20 protein-coding genes are annotated in these 21,888 nt (G+C 71.9%); 11 read left to right on the forward strand and 9 right to left on the reverse strand.

Annotated elements, in window-relative coordinates; translation table 11 throughout:
• Window positions 1-107 precede the first annotated feature (107 nt).
• Entirely contained in the window at window positions 108-956 is an 849-nt protein-coding gene (locus V7S47_RS11240; RefSeq protein ID WP_090854794.1) for a 2OG-Fe(II) oxygenase, read from the forward strand.
• 8 nt (window positions 957-964) lie between these two features.
• Here V7S47_RS11240 and V7S47_RS11245 read toward each other — a convergent pair whose 3' ends face one another.
• Window positions 965-2,224 (reverse strand): acyltransferase family protein, encoded by a 1,260-nt coding sequence (locus V7S47_RS11245; RefSeq protein WP_336561630.1) that lies wholly within the window; start codon window positions 2,222-2,224, stop codon window positions 965-967.
• Between the two features lie 130 nt (window positions 2,225-2,354).
• On the opposite strand from V7S47_RS11245, the gene V7S47_RS11250 reads away from it, so the two are divergent.
• From V7S47_RS11250 to V7S47_RS11260, 3 genes are read left to right on the forward strand one after another with little or no spacing between them, the layout of a single operon-like run.
• Complete coding sequence (locus tag V7S47_RS11250) at window positions 2,355-3,272, forward strand: DUF3068 domain-containing protein (RefSeq protein WP_336561631.1); 918 nt, start codon at window positions 2,355-2,357, stop codon at window positions 3,270-3,272.
• 15 nt (window positions 3,273-3,287) lie between these two features.
• Window positions 3,288-4,439 carry an acyltransferase family protein gene (locus V7S47_RS11255; protein ID WP_336561632.1) on the forward strand — a complete coding sequence of 384 codons (1,152 nt, stop codon included), beginning with the start codon at window positions 3,288-3,290 and terminating at the stop codon, window positions 4,437-4,439.
• Between the two features lie 17 nt (window positions 4,440-4,456).
• Window positions 4,457-5,605: an acyltransferase family protein gene (locus V7S47_RS11260; protein ID WP_336561633.1), complete on the forward strand. Its 1,149-nt coding sequence runs from the start codon at window positions 4,457-4,459 to the stop codon at window positions 5,603-5,605.
• Here V7S47_RS11260 and V7S47_RS11265 read toward each other — a convergent pair.
• Window positions 5,516-6,391 (reverse strand): class I SAM-dependent methyltransferase, encoded by an 876-nt coding sequence (locus V7S47_RS11265; protein ID WP_336561883.1) that lies wholly within the window; start codon window positions 6,389-6,391, stop codon window positions 5,516-5,518. The two genes, V7S47_RS11260 and V7S47_RS11265, sit on opposite strands and share 90 nt — an antisense overlap.
• 5 nt (window positions 6,392-6,396) lie before the next feature.
• Complete coding sequence (locus V7S47_RS11270) at window positions 6,397-6,963, reverse strand: hypothetical protein (protein ID WP_336561634.1); 567 nt, start codon at window positions 6,961-6,963, stop codon at window positions 6,397-6,399.
• 41 nt (window positions 6,964-7,004) lie between these two features.
• On the opposite strand from V7S47_RS11270, the gene V7S47_RS11275 reads away from it, so the two are divergent.
• Entirely contained in the window at window positions 7,005-7,874 is an 870-nt protein-coding gene (locus V7S47_RS11275) for a phosphotransferase family protein (protein WP_336561635.1), read from the forward strand.
• 18 nt (window positions 7,875-7,892) lie between these two features.
• Here V7S47_RS11275 and V7S47_RS11280 read toward each other — a convergent pair whose 3' ends face one another.
• The gene (locus V7S47_RS11280) at window positions 7,893-11,123 is read right to left on the reverse strand and encodes a hypothetical protein (RefSeq protein WP_336561636.1); all 3,231 of its coding nucleotides are present in this window, start codon (window positions 11,121-11,123) and stop codon (window positions 7,893-7,895) included.
• 390 nt (window positions 11,124-11,513) lie between these two features.
• Here V7S47_RS11280 and rpsA point away from each other — a divergent pair, with 390 nt between their 5' ends.
• A complete protein-coding gene (gene rpsA / locus V7S47_RS11285) occupies window positions 11,514-12,998 on the forward strand; it encodes a 30S ribosomal protein S1 (protein WP_090854810.1) in 1,485 nt (494 codons plus the stop codon).
• Between the two features lie 93 nt (window positions 12,999-13,091).
• On the opposite strand, the gene V7S47_RS11290 is transcribed toward rpsA, so the two are convergent.
• On the reverse strand, window positions 13,092-13,241 hold the full coding sequence (locus V7S47_RS11290) for a hypothetical protein (protein ID WP_170867015.1): 150 nt from the start codon (window positions 13,239-13,241) through the stop codon (window positions 13,092-13,094).
• A 93-nt stretch (window positions 13,242-13,334) separates the two neighbouring features.
• Between V7S47_RS11290 and V7S47_RS11295 the strand changes: the two genes are divergently transcribed.
• Window positions 13,335-14,288, forward strand: coding sequence for a GlxA family transcriptional regulator (locus V7S47_RS11295; RefSeq protein WP_336561637.1), 954 nt, complete (start codon window positions 13,335-13,337; stop codon window positions 14,286-14,288).
• 3 nt (window positions 14,289-14,291) lie between these two features.
• On the opposite strand, the gene V7S47_RS11300 is transcribed toward V7S47_RS11295, so the two are convergent.
• Window positions 14,292-16,025, reverse strand: coding sequence for an ABC transporter ATP-binding protein (locus V7S47_RS11300; RefSeq protein ID WP_336561638.1), 1,734 nt, complete (start codon window positions 16,023-16,025; stop codon window positions 14,292-14,294).
• Between the two features lie 140 nt (window positions 16,026-16,165).
• Here V7S47_RS11300 and V7S47_RS11305 point away from each other — a divergent pair, with 140 nt between their 5' ends.
• A complete protein-coding gene (locus V7S47_RS11305; protein WP_336561639.1) occupies window positions 16,166-16,582 on the forward strand; it encodes a MarR family winged helix-turn-helix transcriptional regulator in 417 nt (138 codons plus the stop codon).
• A 9-nt stretch (window positions 16,583-16,591) separates the two neighbouring features.
• Window positions 16,592-17,185, forward strand: coding sequence for a dephospho-CoA kinase (gene coaE / locus V7S47_RS11310; RefSeq protein WP_336561640.1), 594 nt, complete (start codon window positions 16,592-16,594; stop codon window positions 17,183-17,185).
• On the opposite strand, the gene V7S47_RS11315 is transcribed toward coaE, so the two are convergent.
• Window positions 17,166-17,621, reverse strand: coding sequence for a GNAT family N-acetyltransferase (locus V7S47_RS11315; protein WP_336561641.1), 456 nt, complete (start codon window positions 17,619-17,621; stop codon window positions 17,166-17,168). The two genes, coaE and V7S47_RS11315, sit on opposite strands and share 20 nt — an antisense overlap.
• A gap of 51 nt (window positions 17,622-17,672) precedes the next feature.
• On the opposite strand from V7S47_RS11315, the gene V7S47_RS11320 reads away from it, so the two are divergent.
• Both V7S47_RS11320 and V7S47_RS11325 read left to right on the forward strand, forming a co-directional pair.
• Window positions 17,673-17,978 carry a hypothetical protein gene (locus V7S47_RS11320; protein WP_336561642.1) on the forward strand — a complete coding sequence of 102 codons (306 nt, stop codon included), beginning with the start codon at window positions 17,673-17,675 and terminating at the stop codon, window positions 17,976-17,978.
• Window positions 17,971-18,474 (forward strand): hypothetical protein, encoded by a 504-nt coding sequence (locus V7S47_RS11325; RefSeq protein WP_336561643.1) that lies wholly within the window; start codon window positions 17,971-17,973, stop codon window positions 18,472-18,474. Before V7S47_RS11320 ends, V7S47_RS11325 begins: the two co-directional genes overlap by 8 nt.
• Before the next feature lie 63 nt (window positions 18,475-18,537).
• Here the strand turns inward: V7S47_RS11325 and V7S47_RS11330 are convergent, their stop codons facing one another.
• Window positions 18,538-19,494 carry a sigma-70 family RNA polymerase sigma factor gene (locus tag V7S47_RS11330; protein ID WP_090854828.1) on the reverse strand — a complete coding sequence of 319 codons (957 nt, stop codon included), beginning with the start codon at window positions 19,492-19,494 and terminating at the stop codon, window positions 18,538-18,540.
• A 192-nt stretch (window positions 19,495-19,686) separates the two neighbouring features.
• Window positions 19,687-21,822: a S9 family peptidase gene (locus V7S47_RS11335; RefSeq protein WP_336561644.1), complete on the reverse strand. Its 2,136-nt coding sequence runs from the start codon at window positions 21,820-21,822 to the stop codon at window positions 19,687-19,689.
• Window positions 21,823-21,888 lie beyond the last annotated feature (66 nt).

Consider the following 21,888-nt stretch of genomic DNA (forward strand, 5'->3'; position numbering starts at 1 on the left):
CACCCCGCCGAGCCGGTCGCGGCCGCAGCGGAGTCCCTCGTAGGTGCCTTCCCGGATGTTACTCGGAAGTTTCGTCACCTGTCCGTTTTCGGTGGCATCATCGACACATGCCTGACCTGACGCTGATCGACTTCGCCCGGCTCGGAGCGAACATCGACTCCCAGGCCGCTGCCTACCAGTCGGCGGCGCCCTTCCCGCACATCGTTCTCGACGACGTCCTCACCCCGGCCGCCTTCGACAAGGCCATGGGTGAGTTCCCCGGGATCGAGGACCCGTTCTGGAAGGGCTACATCCACGTCAACGAGACGAAGTACTCCCACACCCAGCCCGACGTGTGGGGCCCGACCCTGCACGACGTGGCGAAGGAGTTCTGCTCGCCGGAGTTCGTGGCGTTCCTGGAGAAGCTCACCGGCATCGAGAACCTGATGCCGGACTGGTCGATGGACGGCGGCGGCCTGCACCAGACCCTGCGCGGCGGTCACCTCAACGTGCACGCCGACTTCACCACGCACCACGACCACGAGAACTGGGCGCGGCGGGTCAACATCCTGCTCTACCTCAACGAGGAGTGGCGCGACGAGTGGGGCGGCAAGCTGGAGCTCTGGGACAAGGACATGACGTCCTGCCAGGCCCGGGTCACGCCGGCCGGCAACCGGATGCTGGTGTTCACCACCGATGTCGACACCTTCCACGGTCACCCCGACGGCCTCACCTGTCCGCCCGACGTGGCCCGCCGGTCGATGGCGCTCTACTACTTCACCGAGGAGGAGAACGCCGTCCGGCGTTCGACCAACTACCAGGCCCGCCCCGAGGAGAGCGTCGCCCGCAAGGCCGCGATCGCCGCGGACCGGACGGCGCTGGACCTCTACGACCGGGCGAAGCGTCGGCTGGGCATCTCCGACGAACGGGTCCAGAAGGCGCTCGCGCGCGTCGACAGGCTGCGCCGCAAGCGCTGAGAGGTCGCTCAGACCTCGGAGCCGCTGCTCGGCCGCGCTCGGTCCCGTTCAGTGGGATCGAGCGAGCCGGTCGGCGTGGCTCCCCGCGACAGCCGGCGGTCGAGGACCCGGACCACGAACCGGAGCAGTCCCTGGTCCGTCTCGCCCCATCGGGGCGAGTCGAGGAAGCGCTGCACGTGACGCTCGACGAGCAGCTCGCTGGCGAGCACGCCGATCAGGGTCAAGAAGAGGGCGAGGAGGATCCTGGCCGGTTCCCGCCAGTCGTCGGTGTGCCGCGAGACCAGGAAGATCATCGGCAGGTGCCACAGGAAGATGCTCAGCGAGTGTCGTCCCAGGAAGGCCAGCGGTCGTGATCCGACGCCGGCCACCAGCCACCGTGGAGGTGCGACGAGCGTCGCTCCCACGACGATGATCATCAGCACGACGTCGAGCAGGACGCCGGGAAGGCCGAAGTAGGCCTCGAGGCCGAGTGTCCACGGGACCAGCGGCACCAGGGAGAGCGTCGCGACCACGGTCGCGGGTCGGGCCCAGGGGCGAACCGCACCCAGATAGGGAATGGCCGCGGCCGCGAGAGCGCCGGCCACCGGGGCGTCGCCCCGGGCCCACGTGCGCGTCAGGGCCCAGAAGCCGTCGTACTCCTGGATGTCGGCGCGCCACAGGACCAGACCGAACCAGGCGGCGGCGAGCGCCACGACGAGCCCTCCCGGGTGCCGGCGCAGCAGCCAGACCAGGGCCAGGACCAGGAGGAAGACCTGGAAGTCGACCGAGAGGTACCAGAGCTGGCCGATGTCGGCGCGCGCGGCCTCCAGGTTGTCGTGCAGGTAGATGTTCCAGGTGTACGTGGCTGCGCTGAGCACCGAACCGCTGGTCGACGTGCCGTCCTCGGTCGGCTGCTCGATCGCGGTGTAGAGGACGAAGATCAGGAGCAGGAAGTACAGCTGCCCGCTGAGCCGTGTGAACCGCCGGACCACGTTGACGCCCGGCAGCAGGCCGGTCGCTGACGCGGCCTGGCGCAGCATCGCGCGGGTGACCAGGAACGAGCCGATGACGAAGAAGATGGACACGGCGTAGTTGCCGGCGCTGAAGAGGTAGCCGAGGAACTGCGACCAGGCGTGGCCCGTCTCGCCCTCGGCGTCGAACATCCGCTGCAGGAACCACGGCGAGATGTGCCAGACGTGGGAGAGCACCACGAGCACCAGCGCGATGCCGCGCAAGCCGTCGAACAAGGCGATCCGTTGCGACGGGCGCTCCGGCACGGGGATGGTCATGGCTGCACCCTAAGCGGGGAGCGCATCGGGCATCTCCGACATGTGAACAACAAGTTGCGCAATGCGTACCAGCAGAGTGTGACGGCTGCTACTGTCAGCCGACCTTGCACGTGCTTTGGGAGGGGTTTTCGTGCGCAAATCCATCGGTGCCGTCTGTGCGTTCCTCGGCGCTTTTCTCGTGATCGTTGCGATCCTCGCCCAGACCTGGGCCGCCGGGCAGCTGAAGAAGACGCCGCTCGACGTGGACTCCGTGACCCGTCTCTCTGGAGACGCCATCCAGTACACCGCCCAGGGCATCTCGCCCTTCGCGGTGAAGGCCACCAGCACGACGAAGGCGGACTCTGAGAAGTCGGACGACGAGGTGGTCGTCTTCAAGACGTCGACCTGCCTGGTCAAGGACACCAACGACGTCGGGGACTGCGTCTCGGCCGACGACCCGCTGAACCGCCTGCTCAGCGCGAGCTTCGACGACTTCGCCACCGATCGGACCACCGGTGAGGCGGTGAACGACCCCAAGTACCTCCCGGCGGACGCCGAGGAGCACGAGGGACAGGTGAACAAGTTCCCCTTCGACACCGAGAAGAAGGACTACACCTACTTCATCGGTCCGGGCACGGCGACCGCGGAGTACACCAAGACCGAGAAGGTCGACGGACTCGAGACCTACGTGTTCCACGTGGAGACCGAGCCGGCGCCGATCACGATCGCGGAGGGTCTCGAGGGCACCTACCAGGAGACCACCGACCTGTGGATCGAGCCGCGTACCGGTCAGATCGTCGACCAGGTGAGCGAGCAGGTCCGGACGGCGAACGACGAGCCGTTCCTGACCCTGAACCTCTCGTTCACCGACGCCCAGGTGAAGGAGAACGTCGACGACATCGGGGGTGACGCCGACCTGCTGAAGCTGGCGACGTCGACCGTCCCGTTGATCGCCTACATCGTCGGCATCCCGCTCCTGCTGATCGGTCTGGCGCTGCTGATCCTCGGCCGCAACCAGACGCCGGCCCCGAAGAACCGGGCTCGTCAGTCCGAGCTGACCAAGGCCTAGGGGTACGCTGCTGCGATGTCAGAGGCGGCTGCTCGGGCGCCCCGTGGGGCGACCCGGGTAGCCGCCCTCGACGGTTTGCGGGGACTGGTCATCGTCTCCGTGGTCGTGAACCACGCCGGCGGGGTGCTCTGGCCCCACGGGTCGGTGTACGACGTCCCGGTCCTGAACGGGCTGCTCGGGGGCGGCGCCGTCATCGTCTTCTTCGTGGTCGGGTCGTTCATCGTCACCCATGGGCTCGTGCGTGAGCGCGAGCGCGGCACCTTCGACCCGTGGCGGTTCTATCTGCGTCGCCTGGTCCGGCTCGGTGCGCAACTGGTGCTGCTCTGCGCTGCGGTGGCGGTGGCCGTGCAGTTCGACCCCGACCCACCGTCGGGCGAGGTGATGGCGAACAACGTCCTGCACGTGCTCACCTACACCTACAACGAGTACGGCCAGACAGACTTCTTCTCGGTGCGCAGCGAGCTCGGGCACCTCTGGTACCTCAGCGTGCAGCAGCAGTGCTATCTGGTGCTGCCGCTGCTGCTGGCGCCGATCCTCGTGCGCCGGTACCGCTGGTTCCTGGTCGTCGCCCTGACGGTCCTCTGCGGGGTCATCTACTGGTGGCGTCAGGAGACGCTCGACGAGCGCGGCTGGGTGGTGGCCTCCTCGCTGACCACGACGCGGGCCGATGGACTGGTCTGGGGAGTGGTGGTCGCACTGCTGATCCCGGTGGCGGCGAAGCTGCGGGGCTGGCGTCACCTGCTCTGGATCTCTGCACTGGCCCTGGCGGTGCTCAAGTTGGTGCTGCCCGAGCTCGCCGACTTCGCTTACCTCGGTCCGTGGTCCGTCGCCTTCACCGCGGTGTCCGGGATCGTGGTGCTGGCCATCTGGCAGCTGGACGAGCCCACGAGGGTCTCCCGGCTGCTCGCCTGGGCTCCGCTGCGACGGCTGGGCAAGGCGTCCCTGGCCATCTTCCTGTGGCACCTGCCGATCATCCTCGTGGTCACCCAGCACACGCCCGACTGGCGGTGGCAGGCTCGGGCGCTGCTGGCGCTCGCCATCCTGGTGGTGGTCGTCCTGGTGATGGAGCGGTACGTCGACGAGCCGGTGCGCCGGTTGCTCGCCACCCGGCCCGTCTTCCGCGTCGGCACGCCGGCCGCGAGCACACCGGACGTGGTCCGCTCATGACGGCGCGTGGGTCCCGCTTGCGACTGGTACTGGCGCTGCAGGGCTGTGCGGCGGTCCTCTACGTGCTGGCCCAGGCGGGTCGGTTGGTCCCCACCGAGACCTGGGCGGCGGCGCGCCCGCTCGACGCCCTGGTCACCGGGGGCAACGTGGCGGTCGCCATGCTGCTCGCCCTGGCCGGGTTCAGTCTCGCCACGCGGGTCCTGCAGGCACGACCCCGAGGGCCGCTGCCGGCCTTGCGCCGCGGGGCCGGCGACCTCGGCCTCGTGGTCGCGGCGGTCGCCCTGGTGTGTGCCGGGGCCGTGGTGGTCGACGCGACCGACGACAGCGACGGTGCGGACTGGTCGACCACCTCGCGGTCGGTCCTGCGAGTCCTCTCCTTCGGGTGGAACCTGTGGCTGCGGGACAACCCGGGATCGGGGCGAGCCGACCTGACGTCACTGTGGTTCTTCAGCGTCCTCGTCCAGCTGATGCTGGTCGTCCTGGTCCTCGTCGCCGTGCTCGGACGCCGACCGATCGCGCTGGCGGCCGTACTGGGCGTCGCCGCGGTCGCCTGCGCGGTCGAGCGGGTGGTCGTCCTGGACCAGGAGGGGTGGTTCGCCGTCTCCCTCGGCACGGTGACGCGCGGTGACGCCTTCTTCCTCGGGGCCGCGGCTGCAGCGCTGAGCATGCGGTTCCGGTCGTCCCCGGCCACGGCGGCCGCCGTGCTCGGCGGATCGTCTCTGGTGCTCGTGGGGACGGTCCTGGCGGCGTCCATGGTCACGGTGGAGGAGACCTTCAGGGTCCTCGCCCCCACCGTGGCCGTCCTCACGGCGCTCGCGGCCCTGGCCGCGGTCCAGGTGCCGGACCCGCGCACGCTGGCCGTCGACCTGCTCGGGAGGGACGCGGTCGCGGTGCCCGGACGGCACTGGTACCTGCTCGTCGCCTGGTCGCCGTTCGTGGCGGTGACGGTCGGTCGACGCCTCGTCGACCAGCCCACCGGCGTGGCGGCGGTCGTCGCGGTGTTGGCGACGGTGGCCCTCGTCGCGGGAAGCGCCTGGTTGCTGGGCCAGGTCGCCAGCCGAGCCGGGACGGCGTGGTCAGCGGCCGACGTGGGTCGCCGTCGACTGATCGCCGAGGTCCGCAGCGACGATCGCCGTTCCGGGGGTCAGCCGCCCGCGCACGGCTGACCAGCCGCCCCACACCCGGTCGTGGCCGGCGGGCCACTCGGGCTCCAGCAGCCGGCTGATCCGGAAGCCGGCGACGGCCAGCACCTCCACCCAGTCGCCCAGGGTGCGGTGGTGCTCGACGTACGTGACGTCGCCGGTGGCGTCGTCGACCTCGACGTACGGCGTCCGGTCCCAGTAGGACTGGCTCGCGACCAGGCCGTCCTCGGTCGGGTCGTCGGGGAACATCCACCGGGTCGGGTGGGTGATCGAGAAGGCGAAGCGGCCACCCGGGCGCAGCACCCGGGCCGCCTCGGCGACCGCCACGTCGAGGTCGCGCACGAACTGCAGCGCGCCGAAGGACGAGAAGACGACGTCGAAGGAGCCGTCCGCGAAGGGCAGTGCGGTGGCCGTCCCGAGCACGGCCGGCACGCCCACGCCGGTCGAGTCGTCGAGGCGGCGGCCGTGCTGGAGCTGGCGGTGGGACAGGTCCAGCCCGATCGACCGGCCGCCCTGCGTCCGGATCCAGCGCGAGCACTGCCCGGCGCCGGAGCCGATCTCAAGGACGTCGCGGCCCGCGACCGGGCCGAGCACCCCGGCCTCGGCCTCGGTGAGGCCCTCGGGGCCCCAGACGAAGCCGGCGTCCCCGAGGAAGGCGCCGTGGGTGGCCTGGTACTCGTCGGCGTAGCGGTCCCAGTCCGGCCCGTTGGCCCGCCGTGACTCGTCCTCGCCGACGCTGCGCCGCTCGGCCCGGAACGGCGGCAGGTCGGGGTGGTGGCGGGAGTCGGGCGCGCCGGCGTCGCCGAGCATGGCGCTCACGCGCCGGCCCCCACCTTGCGGCGGCTCAGCGGGATCCGCCCGGCCAGGTCGCCCAGCGGGCCGACCACCCGGCCGAGGGCGTCCGCGGACTCGCCGAGCGAGGGGATCAGCGCGGCCAGCTCGGCGAGCTGGGGCCGGATCGCCTCCAGGGTCTCGCCCAGGCCGATCAGCTGCTCGAGCGTGCCGCCCTCGGAGACCAGCTTCTCGACGAAGCCGTCCTCGGTGAGCGCCCGGTCGGCCAGCCCGCCGGGCTCGAGGACCCGGTCGAGGACGCCGCCCGGGGTGGTCAGCCGGTCCAGCGCGCCGCCCGGGGCGAGCAGGCGGTCCAGCGCGCCCTCGCGCTGCACGAGCTGGTCCAGCGCCCCGCCCTCGGCCAGCAGCCGGTCGAGCGCGCCGCCCTCGGCGAGCAGCCGGTCCAGCAGCCGGCCGAGCTGCTCGGCGTACCCGCCGGGTCGGCGCAGCGGTCCGTCGGCGGCCGCGAGCCGGCCGAGCTGGAGCGTGGTCAGGGTGAAGGCGTGGCCGACGCGCCACGGGAGGAGCGCGGCGCCGACGATCGGGTGCATGGGACGACGGTAGCCCCCGGCGGTCGTGACAGCATCGCGTCGTGGACCTCGCCGCTGCGTCGCTGGAGCCGCTCCCGGGCGGCTGGTCGGGCCAGACCTTTCTGGCCGAGGTCGCGGGGGAGCGCTCCGTCGTCCGCGTGTACGCCGAGGACGGCCACCGCGGTCCGGCCGCCGCCGAGGTCGACGCGGCGCTGCTGCGGCTGGTGCGCGGCCTGCTGCCGGTGCCCGAGGTGCTCGAGCTGCGCCGGGCCGACCCGGCGAGCGGCATGCCGGCGCTGCTGGTGACGTCGTACCTGCCCGGGGTCCGGGGCGACCTGCTGCTGCCGGACCTGGACGAGGCGGGCCGTCGGCTGCTGGGGCGTCGGCTCGGGAGCCTGGTCGCCGACCTGGGCGGGATGCCACAACTGAGTGACGGCCCGTTCGTCGACGGCGACCTGCGGATCGGGGACTGGGGCCTGCCCGACGGCCTGCCCGAGCTGGTCGCGACGGTGCGCCCGGAGCTGGGCGCCGTGGCGGCGGACGCGCAGGACCTGCTCGACACGGTCTCGCGGCGGGTGCTCGTGCACGCTGACCTGAACCCGAAGAACCTGCTCGTCGACCCGGACACGCTCGAGGTCACTGGGCTCGTCGACTGGGAGTTCGCCCATGCCGGCCACCCGTTCACCGACCTCGGCAACCTGCTGCGGTTCGAGCGCGACCCGGTCCTCACCACCGCCGTCCTCCAGGAGTACGGCGAGCGCCGCGACGTCGACCCGGCCGATGCGCTCGCCCTCGCCCGGGCCGCCGACCTCTGGGCGCTGGTCGACCTGGCGGCGCGCCCGGAGGCGAACCCGGTCGCTGCCAGGGCCGACCGTCTGGTGCGGGTGATCGGCGCGACCGGCGAGGCCGGGGCGTGGGACGGAGGGGTCTGACGTCCCACGCCCCGGTCGTCACTGGGGGCGGCCCAGGCCCCAGTCGGCCGGGTCGGTGCCCCGTCGGACCTCGCGACCGTCGGACACGCCGCCGCGGTCGGTGTCGCACCGGCCCGGGTCCGTCTTGGCGCGGCCGAACTTCCGGTTCCGGCTGCCCCTGATCTCCTCGCGGTCCGTCAGCCGGTCGCGGTCGGTGTCGCGCACCGCCGGGTTGGTCCGGACGACGCCGATCCTCACCTTCCGGCCGGCCTTGCTGACCACGACCTTCTGCTTGATCCGCCAACCGCGGACCTCCTGACGGTCGCGCAGTCCGTCGCGGTCGGTGTCGGTGCTGCGCGGGTTGGTGAACACCCGACCGATGGTCCGGGTCCGTCCGGTGCAGGACGTCACCCGGTCGCGCACCCGGATCCTGCCCAGCACCTCGACGCCGTCGGTGAACCCGTCGCCGTCGGTGTCGCGGCGCTTGGGATCGGTGGGCTTGGAGCCGTAGCGGGTGTTGCGCGAGCCGCTCAGCTCCTCGCCGTCGGCGAGGCCGTCGCCGTCGGTGTCGGCCCTGGTCGGGTCGATGCCGATCGTCCCCTCCTGACCGTCACCGGCGTCGTCCCCGTCCGTGTCGGGGTTGTTGGGGTTGGTCCCGTCGGCGATCTCCTGGCCGTCCGGGACGCCGTCGTCGTCGCTGTCGGCGTCGTTCGGATCGGTCGGCTGGTTGCCGTACTGGGTGTTGGCGGTGCCCGCGACCTCCTCGAGGTCGCTCAGACCGTCGCCGTCGGTGTCGCCCGGCGTGCCGGGACCCGTCGGGTCGCCAGGGTCGGTCGGGTCGTTGGGATCGGTGCCCCCGACGACCTCCGTGCCGTCGCCGACCTGGTCGCCGTCGCTGTCGGCCGCGTTCGGGTCGGTCGGCTCGAAGCCGCCCGCCTCGTTCTCGGAGCCCGAGGTCTCCTGGCCGTCGGTGAGCCCGTCGTCGTCGCTGTCCGCGTCCACCGGGTCGGTGGGCTCGTTGGCGTAGGCGTCGTTCTCGGAGCCGGTCGTCTCCTGACCGTCCTTCAGCCCGTCGTCATCGGTGTCGGCGTCGGTCGGGTCGGTGCCGAGCGGCCCCTCCTCGGCGTCGTCGAGGCCGTCGGCGTCGGTGTCGGCGCTGTTGGGGTCGGTACCGGCGTCGGTCTCGGCGCCGTCCTCGACCCCGTCGTCGTCGCTGTCGGCGTCGTCGGGATCGGTCGGCTCGTTGTCGTACGCGCCGTTCTGCACGCCCGAGATCTCCTCGGCATCGGTGAGCCCGTCACCGTCGGAGTCCGTGCCCGGGTCCTCGGGGTCGCCCGCGTCGTTGGGGTCGGTGCCGTTGTCGGTCTCGGCGCCGTCCTCGATCCCGTCGTCGTCGCTGTCGGCGTCCGTGGGGTCGGTGGGCTGGTTGCCGTGGGCGTCGTTCGCGGAGCCGGAGGTCTCCTCGGTGTCGGTGAGGCCGTCGTCGTCGGTGTCGGCGTTGTTCGGGTCGGTGCCGGCGTCCGTCTCGGCGCCGTCCTCCGTGCCGTCGTCGTCGCTGTCCGCGTCCTCCGGATCGGTGGGCTCGTTGTCGTGGGCGTCGTTCTCGGAGCCCGACGTCTCCTCGACGTCGCTGAGCCCGTCCCCGTCCGAGTCCGTGCCCGGGTCCGTGCCGCTCGGGTCGGCAGGGTCGTTCGGGTCGGTCCCGGCCGCGACCTCGGTGGCGTCGGTGGAGTCGTCGCCGTCGGTGTCCGCGGAGTTCGGGTCGGTGGGCTCGTTGTCGTGGGCGTCGTTCGCGGAACCGGTGGTCTCCTCGGTGTCGGTGAGGCCGTCCCCGTCGGTGTCGGCCGCCCGGGGGTTCGTCGGCTCGCCGTCGAACGCGGTGTTGGCCGAGCCGTCGGTCTCGGCGCCGTCCACCGTGCCGTCGTCGTCGGAGTCCGCGTCGAGCGGGTCGGTCGCGGCGCCACCGAAGGCGTCGTTCGCCGCGCCGCTCAGCTCCTGGGCGTCGGTGAGGCCGTCGCCGTCGGTGTCGGTGTCGGGTCCCGGCGGCGTCACCGGGTCGTTGGGGTCGTTCGGGTCGGTACCGTCGGCGATCTCGTCGCCGTCGTCGATCCCGTCGTCGTCGCTGTCGGCGTCGTCGGGGTCGGTGGGCTCGTTGTCGTGGGCGTCGTTCTCCGAGCCCGAGGTCTCCTGCTCGTCGCTGAGGCCGTCGCCGTCGGTGTCGGTCGCCGGGGGTGCGGGGGTGCACTCGACCCCGCCCGCGGGAGCCGTCGCGTCGACGGCCATGGGGGAGACGTCCAGGTTCACGTCGGCGAGGTCGACCGCGCCGAGCAGCAGGTCCAGGTCGACGCTGATGGAGAGGACGGCGTCGAGGCGGCCGGACCCGGTGGCCCCCGAGGAGGTGTCCTCGGCGGTGACCAGCCCGATCGAGACAGCGGCGCTGGCCAGGCCGGCCACGGTCAGGTCGGTGGTGTACGTCTGGTTCGGCTGGTCGGCGAGGTCGATGACCTCCCCGCCCGCCAGCTCGACCGTCGCGGTCGGGGTGCTGCTGGTCGTGGTGCCGGCGCTGCCGTCCGAGGTCGCGGTGAGGGTCACCGGATCGGCGACGTTCACCGTCAGCAGTCCGCCGAGCAGCGCGATGTCGCCGATCTCGCTGGTGGCCTGGGACCGGACCGCCTGCCCACCGCCGTCGCGGTCGACCAGTCGCGTCGTCGAGGTCGTGGTCGAGGCGCCGATCGCGGCGACGGTCGTCCCGACACCGGGTGCCAGCTGGAGGTTGCCGACCGTGGTGCCGGCGAGCCGGGTCCGCGCGTGGGAGAGCAGCCGCCCGTCACCCGAGTCGGTGGGGCACGCCTGGTCGGAGTCGTAGCGCGCCGTCGTCTCGCCCTCCACCACGCCGAGGCGCAGCAGCGGGGGGATGTTCGCCGTCGGGATCTCGTCGGCGCTGCTGCCGGTCGGCGGGGCGACCGAGGTCACCTCGTCGAGAGGAAGCGGGAGCCCGGCCACCGCGGCGGACAGGTTGCTGCTGCGGGCCGTGGTGTCGCCGCCGTCGCGCTCGCTGTCGGCGTCGGCGTCGGCGTGGCCGATCCCGATGTCGGCGAGGTCGAAGGTCGCGAGGTCTGCGTCGAGGCGGACGATCTCGCCCGAGGCGGAGGCGTCGTACGGCGCGGGCAGCGGCGCGGCGGACGCGCTCGGTGCCGGGACCGCGACGACGGTGATGAAGCCGGCGGTCGCGAGGGCGACGGCAGCGGCGAGGGGTCGACGAAGTGGCATTGGAGGGAGCTCCAGACAGCAGTCGGGATGGGCCGGCCCCGACCGACACCCTCACCCCCGACATTCGGCGCTGAGGTCCCATGCGTCGTCCGGTGCCGCGGGGGCGGTACCCCTCGTCCCGGGGTCCATGCGAAGGAAATCCTCACCACGCCGTCACCGGTCGGGACTCCGGTGTCCCGCAGGGGTCACGCTGGTTGGACGCAGGTGATCGCAGCGGCGTACGCTGGCTTCTGCGCCAGAGGTCTGCCTGCGTCCCGGACGGAGCGGACTCTCGCTCGCTATCGCCCGCCCGCTCCCGTCATCCGGGGCCGCGCACGACTCCATCGGTAGTGAAACAGGACTTCTCAGCGTGCCCGCACGACTTCTGCCCACCAAGGAATCACTTCCCTTATGACGAGCACCATCTCGATTCTTCCCGATTACGACGCGCCCCAGGTCGCGATCAACGACATCGGTTCTGAAGAAGACTTCCTCGCCGCCATCGACGAGACGATCAAGTACTTCAACGACGGCGACATCGTCGCCGGCACCATCGTCAAGGTCGACCGCGACGAGGTCCTCCTCGACATCGGCTACAAGACCGAGGGCGTCATCCCCTCGCGCGAGCTGTCGATCAAGCACGACGTCGACCCGTCCGAGGTCGTCTCGGTCGGTGACGAGGTCGAGGCCCTCGTTCTCCAGAAGGAGGACAAGGAAGGCCGCCTGATCCTGTCCAAGAAGCGCGCCCAGTACGAGCGCGCCTGGGGCACCATCGAGCAGGTCAAGGAGGAGGACGGCGTCGTCGAGGGCACCGTCATCGAGGTCGTCAAGGGCGGCCTCATCCTCGACATCGGCCTCCGCGGCTTCCTCCCCGCCTCGCTGGTGGAGATGCGGCGCGTTCGCGACCTGCAGCCGTACGTCGGCCAGACGCTCGAGGCCAAGATCATCGAGCTCGACAAGAACCGCAACAATGTGGTCCTGTCGCGCCGTGCCTGGCTCGAGCAGACCCAGTCCGAGGTTCGCCACGGCTTCCTGACCCAGCTCCAGAAGGGTCAGATCCGCAAGGGCGTCGTCTCCTCGATCGTCAACTTCGGTGCGTTCGTGGACCTCGGCGGCGTCGACGGCCTCGTGCACGTCTCCGAGCTGTCGTGGAAGCACATCGACCACCCGTCCGAGGTCGTCGCCGTGGGCGACGAGGTCACCGTCGAGGTCCTCGACGTCGACATGGACCGCGAGCGTGTCTCCCTGTCGCTGAAGGCGACGCAGGAGGACCCGTGGCAGCACTTCGCCCGGACCCACCAGATCGGCCAGATCGTGCCGGGCAAGGTCACCAAGCTGGTGCCCTTCGGCTCGTTCGTCCGCGTCGAGGAGGGCATCGAGGGCCTGGTGCACATCTCCGAGCTCGCCGAGCGTCACGTCGAGATCCCGGAGCAGGTCGTCCAGGTCAACGACGACGTCATGGTCAAGATCATCGACATCGACCTCGAGCGTCGCCGGATCTCGCTGTCGCTCAAGCAGGCCAACGAGACCGCGGCCGCGACCGACGTGGAGGAGTTCGACCCGACCCTTTACGGCATGGCGGCCACGTACGACGAGCAGGGCAACTACGTCTACCCCGACGGCTTCGACCCCGAGACGGGCGAGTGGCTCGAGGGCTTCGACGAGCAGCGCGCGACCTGGGAGGACCAGTACGCCAAGGCGCACGCCCGCTGGGAGGCCCACGTCAAGCAGCAGGCCGAGGCCAAGCAGGCCGAGGTCGAGGCCGGCGAGGCCACGTCGTACTCCAGCGGTGGCGACGTGGACGTCGAGACCGGTGGCGCGGCCGAGGGCGGCTCGCTCGCCTCGGACGAGGCGCTGCAGGCGCTCCGCGAGAAGCTGACCGGCGGCGCGAGCTGATCGCCAGCTCCACCTAGCACGACACGCACGAAGGCCCGGCCACCTCACGGTGGCCGGGCCTTCGGCGTCTCGGGGCTCGGTGGCGGCGGCACCTCAGACGAGGTAGCCGGGGCCGTGGAACGCGGGGTCGTCGTAGTGGGAGCGCGGGGGACGCCGGGTGCCCCGGCTGTCGTGGATCATCGTCCGGATGGTCAGGAACGCGAGCGTGGCGGCGAGGGCCAGCAGCAGGTAGAAGAAGGTCATGGCAGTATCTTGCGCCTCCCTGACTTCCTGCCACAGTGGCAGAAAAGTCACTCTCCGTCGTTTTTCTGCCAGACCTGTGCGAGGATCGGTGCCGTGCAACAGGTGCAGACGGTCGCGGTCGTGGTCCAGGACGGTGCCGAGGCCTTCGGGCTCGGGTCCCTCGTCGAGGTGTGGGGCGAGCCCTACCACGCCGACGACGACAACCCGGTCTTCGACTTCCAGGTCTGCACCCCGCGCCCCGGGCGCGTGCGCGGGCGCTCGGACTTCGACCTGTACGTCGAGCGCGGCCTCGACGCCGTCGCGAGCGCCGACCTGGTCTGCCTGAGCCCGAAGTACGACTTCCTCGACCACGACCCGGCGGTCCTGGAGGCGATCCGGGCCGCCTACGAGCGCGGCGCGATCCTCTACGCACACTGCTCGGGCGTCTTCGAGCTCGGCGCGGCGGGCCTGCTCGACGGGCGCGAGTGCACCACGCACTGGCGCTACACGAACCGGCTGGCGTCGATGTACCCCGAGGCACTGGTCTGCCCGGACGTGCTCTACTGCCACGACGGCCCGATCCTCACCGGGGCGGGCTCGGCCGCCGGCATCGACGCGTCGCTGCACCTCATGCGCGACCTGTACGGCGCCCGCGTGGCGGCCACGACCGCGCGGCGGATCGTCGTACCCCCGCATCGGGACGGGGGGCAGGCCCAGTTCATCGCGCGCCCGGTGCCCGACTGCACGGGCGAGACGTTCGGGGCGCTGCAGCAGTGGGTCGTGGAGAACCTCGACCACGAGCTCGACGTCGACTCGCTCGCCCGGCGGGCGCTGATGTCGCCGCGGACCTTCGCGCGGCGTTTCCGTGACGAGGTGGGGGCGACCCCGCACGCCTGGGTGACCCGACAGCGGGTGCTGCGGGCCGAGCAGCTGCTCGAGCAGACCGAGCGCTCGATCGAGCGGATCGCCGACGACGTCGGCTTCGGCAACGCCGCCACCCTGCGGCACCACTTCTCACGCGTGCGCGGGGTCAGTCCGCAGCAGTACCGGCGCGCGTTCTCGGCCTAGGGCTCACGCGGCGACGGGCTGCTCGAGGCCGCCGCGCACCAGCTCGGCGTACCGGCTGCCGCGCAGGAGCAGCTCCTCGTGGGTGCCGAGCTCGACGACCGCGCCGTGGTCGAGGACCGCGATCTGGTCGGCGTCGCGGACCGTCGAGAGCCGGTGGGCGATGGTGATCGTGGTCCGCCCGTGGGCGAGCTCGTCGAGCGCTGCCTGCACGGCGCGCTCGGTGGTGTTGTCGAGCGCGCTGGTGGCCTCGTCGAGGACCAGGACCCGCGGGTCGCGGAGCAGGGTGCGGGCGATGGCCAGCCGCTGCTGCTCGCCGCCGGAGAACCGGTGCCCGCGGGAGCCGACCAGGGTGTCGTAGCCCTCGGGCAGCGAGACGACCAGGTCGTGGATGCGGGCGGCCCGAGCCGCCGCCTCGATCTCGGCGTCGGTGGCGTCCGGCTTCGCGTGCCGCAGGTTGTCGCGGACCGAGGCGTGCAGCAGGTAGCTCTCCTGGGTGACGACGCCGACCGCGGACGCGACGTCGGCGAGGGCCAGGTCGCGCAGGTCGACCCCGTCCAGACGTACGGCGCCGGCCGTCGGGTCGTGCAGTCGCGCGACCAGACCGGCCAGGGTGCTCTTGCCGCTGCCCGTCGCACCCACCAGGGCGAGCGAGGTGCCGGCGGGCACCACCAGGTCGACGTCGTGGAGCACGTCGGCGCCGCCGTACGAGAAGGTGACGTGGTCGAGGCGGACCTCGCCGCGGACGTCGCCGAGACGCGTCGGGTCGGCCGGGTCGGCGATCTCGACCGGGAGGTCCTGATACTCGAAGATCCGGCTGAACAGGGCCAGCGACGCCGTCAGGTCGACTCCGACGTTGAGCAGGCCCATGAGCGGGCGGAACAGCGCGCTCTGCAGCGCCACGAAGGCCACCAGGGTGCCGATGGTCATCCCGCCCGAGGTGGCCGGCAGGCCGGCGGCGAGGTAGAGCGCGGCCGGGACGGCGGCGAAGACGATGCTCATGGTGGCCATCCGCCAGCGGCCCGCGAGCTGGGAGCGCACCTCCAGCCCGACCAGGTCGGCCGAGGTGTCGTCGAAGCGGCGAGACAGCGCCGGGCCGGCGCCGAGGGTCTTGGTGAGCAGCACGCCGCCGACCGAGAGGCCCTCCTCGACCTGGACGTGCAGGTCGGCGAGCCGGGCCTGGCGGGCGGCGGTGACGGCGTGCCGCATCCGGGCCACCTGGCGGGTCAGGACGACGGCGGGCGGCAGCACCACGAGGGAGATCAGCGCGAGGCGCCAGCTGAGCGCGACCATCGCGACGGCGGTGCCAAGGACCACGGTGACGTTGGCGGCGACCGAGGTGGCCGTGCTCGTCACCACCGACTGCATGGAGCCGATGTCGTTGACGATGCGCGACTGCACCTCGCCGCCGCGGGTCCGGGTGAAGAACCCGACCGACTGGCGCTGCAGGTGGCCGAACAGGTCCGAGCGCAGCCGGTGCATGACCTGCTGGCCGACGGTCGTCGACAGCCAGGTCTGCACGACGCCGAGGGCGGCCGTCGCGACGGCGACGCCGACCATCCCGGCGACGAGCAGGAGCAGTAGCCGGACGTCCTGGCGGGGGAGCGCCTCGTCGATGACGTGCCGCACCAGGAAGGGTTGGGCCAGACCGACGAGCGAGCTGACCACGATCAGCGCGACGACCACGGCGAGCCGGCGGCGGTACGGCGCGAACAGCCGCGCGATGCGGCGCAGGGACACGGGAGACTCGGCCAGCTGGCGCCGATCGGCGCGGCGGGATTCGGGGGTGTGCGTGGAGGGGCGTGGCACTCGACCACCTCGATTCTTTACTGAGGCTTCCTCAACATGAGGGTAACTGTCGCATTGCTAGGATCATTCCCGTGCCCGCGACCGACTCGACCGGTGACCTGCTGATGGTGCTCGCCCGCACCCTGCGCCAGCGGTACGGCGCCGCACTGGCCGAGTGGGACGTGACCCCGGGCCAGTCCCGGGCCCTGCGCACAGTCGTCGAGATGGACGGGGCCCGGCTCTCCGCGCTCGCCGAGCGGCTGCACATCGCGGCCCGCTCGGCGACCGAGGTGGTGGACGCGCTGGAGACGCGCGGGCTGGTGGAGCGGCGCCCCGACCCCGCCGACCGGCGGGCGACGACTGTCGTACCCACGCCCGAGGGACTGCGGTTGCGCGGGCTGCTCGACGACGCCCGGCACGCGGCGGCCGGCGAGCTGCTCGCGCCGCTCGCCGCCGAGGACCGGGCCGAACTCGACCGGATCCTCCGGTTGCTGGTGGACGCCTCCTAGGATCGCGCCATGCGGGTGGGACTCACGGGCGGCATCGCCTCGGGCAAGAGCACGGTCTCGGCGATGCTCGAGGAGCACGGTGCCGTGATCATCGACGGCGACAAGCTCGCCCGCGAGGTCGTCGAGCGGGGCACCCCCGGCCTGGCCGCCGTCGTCGAGGCGTTCGGCGCGGAGCTGCTCACGCCCGAGGGCGACCTGGACCGGCCGGCGCTCGGCAAGGTGGTCTTCGCCGACGAGGCGAGGCGGAAGGTGCTCGAGGGGATCGTGCACCCGCTGGTCTTCGAGCGGTACGCCGCGCTCGAGGCCTCGGCGCCCGCGGGGGCGCTGGTCGTCCACGACATCCCGCTGCTGGCCGAGTCCGGTCGGGCCGACACCTTCGACGCGGTGCTCGTGGTCGACGTGCCGGTGGAGACGCAGGTCCAGCGACTGGTCGACGACCGCGGCATGGAGCGGGCCGACGCGGAGGCCCGGATCGCCGCCCAGGCGACCCGGGAGCAGCGGCTGGCGATCGCCACCCACGTCCTGGACAACACCGGCACGCTCGCGGACCTGCGGGCCCGGGTGCAAGCGGTCCACGCGGAGCTCACAGCAGCCGGGTCATGAACGTGCTGTTCGGGTCCGGCCGGTAGTCCCCGAACGGCTCGCAGACCGTGAACCCGTGCCGTGCGTAGAGCGCCCGTGCCGGGGCGAAGAAGTCCTGCGAGCCGGTCTCGAGGCTGATCCTGGCGAACCCCGCCGCCCGGGCCTCGTCCAGCACGAAGGCCAGCACGGCGGCCGCGATGCCCTGCCGGGTGCGGTGCGGCGCGGTGCGCATGGACTTCAGCTCGGCGTGGTCGTCGGTCAACCGCTTCAGCGCCGCGCAGCCGACCAGCTCGCCGTCGTCGTACGCCGACCAGAACCGCATGCCGGGCGCCTGCAGTCCCGCGAGGTCGAGCGCGTGCACGCTGCACGCGGGGGAGGTGGCCCGCATCTGGTCGAGGTGGGCCTGGAGGAAGGCGACGATCTCCGGGGAGGTCAGCGGGTCGGGCGTGATCTGCACGCGGCCATTCTCCCGACTAGGGTGGCTGCTCCGACGACGAGGGGTACGACGATGGTGGCGAGCCGGTCCGCGCGCGAGCGGAAGGCCGCGGTCGAGGCCGGGCCGCTGGCGAAGGTCAAGATCGACCTCGGCGGAGAGCAGCAGTTCCTCTACAAGATCAGCTGCACCACCTGCACCTCGAAGGGCGACAAGCCCTGGTCGACGCACCGGCAGGGCGACGACGGGTTCATGGCGGCCATGGACCGCTGGACCTTCCACCTGGTCGAGAAGCACCCCGGCGCCGAGGCGCCCTGCCTGACCTACCTGGAGGCCGCGCAGCAGCGGCTGCACGAGCGGCGCGAGGGCGCCGGTGACTGACCTCCGCGGCCTGGCTGTCGGAAGCGTGGTCGCGCAGCGAGGCGTCCTGCCGCAGGAGGTCGAGGTCGTCCGCGAGCGTCAGCACGGAGACATGGCGGCCGTCGCCTACATCGCGCGTCGCCGTAGCGACGGTTCGTCGTTCCGCGGCTTCGCGGGACTGCGGCGCCGGGAGGACGGGATCTGGCGTTCGTCCGGCGGGTGGTCGTCCGGAGCACCCGACGGCGTCGGACCGGAGGCGATCTGGGCGGCCTGGGGCGGGTGGGGGTCGGATCCGCCCGGCGCCGCCGAGGCCGGGGTGCGTGGCGGCTGGGTCGCCGATCCGACGGCGGCCCTGGTGCGCCTCACCGATCCTTCCGGTCGGATTGTGGAGGACCGGGTCGAGGCGGGGGTCGCCATCCTCATCTGGGATCAGGGTCTGGCCACGCGTGAGGCGGTCGTCGAGCTCGTCGACGCCGATGGCGCGGTGTTGCGCCGGGCGCTGCTCGAGCGGTCCTGAGACGCACGGACGCCCCCGCCGGTGGGCGGGGGCGTCCGTCAGGTGCCGAGGATCTGTGACCGGTCAGGCCGCGAGGTCCGGGTCGGCGATGCGGCGCAGCTTCTGCAGCGCCTCCCGCTCGAGCTGGCGCACCCGCTCGGCGGAGATGCCGTGCTTGGCGCCGATGTCGGCGAGCTTGTGCTGGCGACCGTCGACCAGGCCGTAGCGCGATCGGATGATGTCGGCCGCGCGGTCGTCGAGGTGGCCGACCAGGCTGTTCAGACGGTCGCGGGCCTCCACGTCGAGGAATGACAGGTCGGGACCGGGCGAGGTCTCCTGGGCCATCAGGTCGCCGAGGCTGGTGTCGCCGTCCTCGTCGACGGGGGAGTCAAGGCTGACGTGCTCGCGACCCCACGCCATCAGGTCGAGGACCCGGTCGACGTCCATGCCGAGCTCGGTGGCGATCTCGTGCGGCTCCGGGTCGCGGCCCAGCTGGCGCTCGAGGGTACGACGGGCGCCGCCGACCTGGTTGAGCTCCTCGACGACGTGCACGGGCAGTCGGACCACGCGGGCCTGCTGCGCGATGCCGCGGGTGATCGCCTGGCGGACCCACCAGGTGGCGTAGGTCGAGAACTTGTAGCCCTTGGTGTAGTCGAACTTCTCGACCGCCCGGATCAGGCCGGTGTTGCCCTCCTGGATCAGGTCGAGCATCGGCATCTGCGCCCGGCCGTACTTGCGGGCGATGGAGACGACGAGGCGGAGGTTGGCGGTGATGAAGGTGTCGATCGCCTTCTGGCCCTCCTCGGCGAGCCACTCGAGCTCCTCCTGGGTGGCCGTCATCGGGGCGCCGCCCTTGCGGCGACCGACCCGACCCTCGGCGAGGAGGTGCTCGGCCATCAGCCCGGCCTCGATCGTCTTGGAGAGCTCGACCTCGGAGGCCGCGTCGAGAAGCGCGTTGCGGGCGATCTCGTCGAGGTACAGGCCGACGCTGTCGCGACCCTCGATCTCGCGTCCCCCCGCAGGTGCGGTTCGTGTTGCCATGGGGCCCTCCTAGCTTCTGTGACCCCGGCTGTTTGCCGGCCCACATCGTCGTCAACGCCCCAGGTGACCAGAGGATTCCCTGGCCAAACCCGACGGGGCCTACACCTGAGACGACGTGCGGGAAGGCCTACGAGTTGCCGGGATTCCCAACTCTCAGGGACTTCTCAGGGCCCCACCCCGACGAGGCGACGCTCAGCGGTCGGCCAGGCCCATCCGGTCCAGGATCCAGGCGAGCGTGAAGGAGCGGTCGTGCCAGGACTTGTAGCGACCCGAGACGCCGCCGTGGCCGGCCGACATCTCGGTGCGCAGCAGCACGTCGGGGTTGCCGGTCACCGCCCGCAGGCGGGCCACCCACTTGGCCGGCTCGACGTACAGGACCCGGGTGTCGTTGAGGGAGGTCTCGGCCAGGATCGGCGGGTAGGCGCGCTGCGCGACGTTGTCGTACGGCGCGTAGCGGGCCATGTAGTCGTAGACCTCGGGATCGGCCTCCGGGTTGCCCCACTCGTCGTACTCGGTGACGGTGAGCGGCAGCGTCGCGTCGAGCATCGTGGTGAGGGCGTCGACGAACGGCACCTCGGCGACGAAGCCGCCGAACAGCTCGGGCGCCTGGTTGGCCACCGCGCCGATCAGCAGCCCGCCGGCGCTGCCTCCCTCGGCGACGAGGGTCTCGGGCGTCGACCAGCCGGTGTCGACCAGGTGCTGCGCGCAGGCGATGAAGTCGCCGAACGTGTGCTGCTTCGAGAACAGCTTGCCGTCGTCGTACCAGCGGCGGCCCAGCTCGCCGCCGCCGCGGACGTGGGCGATCGCGAAGGCCGCGCCGCGGTCGAGCAGGGAGAGGCGGGCCACGGAGAAGTAGGGGTCGGTGGAGATCTCGTAGGCGCCGTACGCGTAGAGCATGGTGGGGACGGGCTGGGTGCCGCCTCCGACCCCTTCGCGAGCCCCGCGGCGCACGACGACGGAGATGGGGACCTGCTCGCCGTCCTCGGCGGTGGCCCAGAGCCGGTGCTCCTCGTAGTCGGCGGGGTCGTAGCCGCCCAGCACGGGAGCGCGGCGAAGCAGGGTGAGCTCGCGGGTGCGGACGTCGTAGTCGTAGACCGACGAGGGCACCGCCATGGTCGTGTAGCCCAGCCGCACGGTCGGCTGGTCGAAGACCGGGTTGCCGCCGGCGCCGACGGTGTAGACCTCGTGGTCGAACTCGACGAGGTAGTCATCGCCCGCGCCGTCGGGACCCAGCTCGACGATGCGCAGCTGGGTGAGGCCGTCGCTGCGCTGGTGGATCACCAGGTGGCCGGCGTAGGCGTCCACGCCCTCGAGGCGTACGGCGGGGTCGTGGGCGACCAGCGCCCGCCAGTCCTCCGGCGCGGTCGGGGCGACCGGCGCGACCCCGATCTCGAAGTCGGGTCCGGTGGCGTTGTGGTGGACCAGGAAGACGTCCTCGCCGCCGAGGACGGCGTGCTCGAGGCTGTACTCGAGGTCCTCGCGCCGCTCGCTGAACAGCACCCACTGCGCGTCCGGGTCGGCGGTGTCGAGGTAGCGGTACTCGGAGGTGGTCTTCGAGCCGGTGGCGGTGATCAGGAACCGGTTGCTGCGGCTGCGGCCGATGCCGGTCCAGAACCGGCCGTCGGGCTCGTGCAGGACCAGCTCGTCGTCGGCCTGCGGCGTGCCGAGGCGGTGCCGCCACACCTTGTCGGGCCGCCAGGAGTCGTCGATCGTGGAGTAGTAGCAGTCGAGCCCGTTCGGGTGCCAGACGACGCCACCCATCACCCCCGTCAGTTCGTCGTCGCGCAGGGCGCCGGTGGCGACCTCCTGGAAGCGCACCGTGTAGCGCTCGTCGCCCACCGTGTCGACGGCATAGGCGAGCAGGGTGTCGTCGAGGGTCATGGCCGAGCCGCCGAGCGAGAAGAACTCGTGGCCCTCGGCCAGCTCGTTCAGGTCGAGCAGGACCTGCTCGCCGGGGAGGGCGGGCTCGTCGGGCTTCGCCTCGGCGGCGGGCTGCGGGGGCGTCCAGTCGTCGGGCCCGCTGATCGGCACGCGGCAGCTGGCGCCGTACTCCTTGCCCTCGAAGGAGCGCGAGTAGTACCAGTGACCGCGGTTGCGGGTCGGCACCGACAGGTCGGTCTCGCGGGTGCGGGCCTTGATCTCGTCGAAGATCGACTGCCGCAGGTCGGCCAGGTGAGCCGTCCGGTGCTCGGTGTAGGCGTTCTCGGCCTCGAGGTGCGCCGTGACCTCCGGCGCGTCCTTGTCGCGCAGCCACTCGTAGTCGTCGACGCGGGTGTGGCCGTGGATCTCGCGGGTGGTGGGGCGCTTCTCGGCGACGGGCGGTTGCATGCCCCGAACCTATCCGGGCGCGGTTGGCCCCTCCACGCTGGTTGAGGTGCGAGCGGAGCGAGCCTC

It is taken from the genome of Nocardioides sp. CCNWLW216, assembly GCF_037120545.1.
GTDB classification, from domain to species: domain Bacteria; phylum Actinomycetota; class Actinomycetes; order Propionibacteriales; family Nocardioidaceae; genus Nocardioides; species Nocardioides lianchengensis.